The organism is Streptomyces sp. MB09-02B (assembly GCF_033794485.1).
Taxonomy (GTDB): domain Bacteria; phylum Actinomycetota; class Actinomycetes; order Streptomycetales; family Streptomycetaceae; genus Streptomyces.
Genome location: NZ_JARGEE010000771.1, coordinates 1 through 2069 on the forward strand (window position 1 = coordinate 1; position 2069 = coordinate 2069).

Annotated in this window: 2 protein-coding genes; both read left to right on the plus strand. The window is 68.9% G+C overall.

Going from position 1 to position 2069, the window contains the following annotated elements; all coding sequences use genetic code 11:
* Positions 1-153: 153 nt before the first annotated feature.
* A complete protein-coding gene (locus tag P1P70_RS43880) occupies positions 154-1020 on the plus strand; it encodes a hypothetical protein (protein ID WP_319247991.1) in 867 nt (288 codons plus the stop codon).
* Positions 1010-2069, plus strand: a 1060-nt coding sequence (locus tag P1P70_RS43885; RefSeq protein ID WP_319247994.1) for a hypothetical protein, incomplete at its 3' end; no start/stop codon positions are given. The genes P1P70_RS43880 and P1P70_RS43885, both read left to right, overlap by 11 nt.

Here is a 2069-nt window from a genome sequence, read left to right on the forward strand (position 1 = left end):
CCTCCCACCCCACCCGTCCGTCGTGCCCACCGGCTGAGGTTGCGTTTCCCTGATGTCGAGTCTCCACACCGCGCCCGCGCGGGAACCAGCGCGGCTACCGTCGTACTGCTACGCCTTTCAATACGACGTCGAAGTTGAAGGGGCGACCGCGGCATGAGTCTCGGCGACGAGCACGGGTACCGCGAGTCCTCGCGCTCCGGGGACGACGGGGCGTACGGGGGGTACGCCGGCACCGGCCAGACGCGGACCCGCCTCCCCGACGGCGGCGGCGACCCCTACGGCGGCGCCCCGCGCCGCCCCCGCTCCTCCTCCAGAAGCCTCGTCACCGTCGTCGGCGTGGTCGTCCTCCTCATCGCCGCGATCGCCTTCGCGAACCGGGGGGGCGGGGGCTCCGACACATCCGGAGACTCCACCGCCGACAAGCCGGAGACTGCGCCTACGGCGGCTTCGGGGGAACGGCCGGTGAAGTCGAAGACGGCCGGGATCCCTACGGGGTTCGCGCGGAGCGAGGAGGGGGCCCAGAGCGCGGCAACCAACTACACGGCCGCACTGGGATCGGACGGCATGTTCAACACCGCCGCGCGCCACCAGATCGTCGAGACCATCGCCGATCCCAGCACCATGGACCGCCTCAAGGACGGCTTCGACGCCGACTACTCCGCCGAGTTCCTGGAATCACTCGGCCTCGGCGAGGACGGCAGCGCACCCTCGGGCAGTACGTTCGTCAACCGCACATTGCCGGTCGGCACCAAGGCCACGGCCTACAGCTCCGACGCGGCAACAGTCGAGGTCTGGTGCAACAGCCTCTTCGGGCTCACCGGGGAAAGCACGACCAACCCGGTGACCAACGGTTGGTTCACCGTGACCTTGAAGCTGCGCTGGAGCGACGGCGACTGGAAGGTCCTCGAGACCAGCCAGAAGACCGGCCCAACCCCCGTCAACGCAGACGACCCGGTCTCCGGAGCCGACGAGATCGGCAAGGCGGTCGAGGAGTTCGGAGGGTTCACGTATGCCCGGTAGCCCGCGTCGCGCACTCACGCTCACCGGTGCGGTGGCAGCCGTTCAGGTCGGAGCCGTTCTGCTGGCGAGCCGAGCCTTCGCCGCGCCCACCCCGACTCCGTCACCCACGACCAGCGACGACCCCTGCTCGCTGATCTCGGGCCCCGCCAAGGACTACTGCGAACGAGGCGCCGGCGAAAAAGCCGACACCAGCACCCTCCCCAACGACGTAACCACCACCCTCGACCCCCTCTCCTCCCTAGCCCAAGGCTGCGCAGACGCCGCCTCCTGGACCGTCGACAAGCTCTCCGAAGCCGTCAACGAGACCGCGAACGTCGACTTCACGAACATGACGTTCCTGAAGCACTACGCGGTCGTGTTCGCCGCCTCCGCCATCCTCACGCTCGTGCTGTGGCTCCTCGCGGTCACCAAGCGAGCCGTCCGCGGCGTGCCGTTCACGACGGCCATCTCGGAGGCCGTCGGCTTCCTCTGGCTGACCGTGCTGGCCTCCGCCTTCACCCCGCTCATCCTCTACACCATCGTCTCGGCCACCGACGGCGTCAGCGACATCATCGCCAAGACCACCGGCAACCAGACGGACACGTTCTTCGGCACGTTCTCCGAGGCCCTGAAGAAGGGCAACGACATCGGCGGCGGCCCCATCATGCTGATCCTGGTGTCGCTGGTCTCCATCGTCGCCGCCGGCGTGCTGTACCTGGAGCTGTACCTGAGGGCCGTCCTCCTCTACGTCGGCGCCCTCCTCGGCGTCGTCGTCTACGCCGGCCTCGTCGACAAGGACCTCTGGGGTCACGTCCGCCGCTGGGCGGGCATCATGATCGCGATCATCCTGGTCAAGCCCGTCATCGTCATCGTGCTCGGCCTCGCCGGCGCCCTGACCACCGAGGACGGCCCCGACTCCCTCGCCGCGGTCGTCTCCGGCCTCGCCATCATCCTGCTCGCCATCTTCGCCTCGGCGATGATCTACCGCTTCGTCCCGGGCTTCGGCGACGAGATCGCCAACTCCCGCAACAACCGCATCATGCGCGGCGCGGAGGGCAAGGCCGCCGCCG

What these genes read in the sequence shown, in the direction of transcription:
- P1P70_RS43880 (WP_319247991.1), top strand. Translation starts at nt 154, where the DNA reads ATGAGTCTCGGCGACGAGCACGGGTACCGCGAGTCCTCGCGCTCCGGG.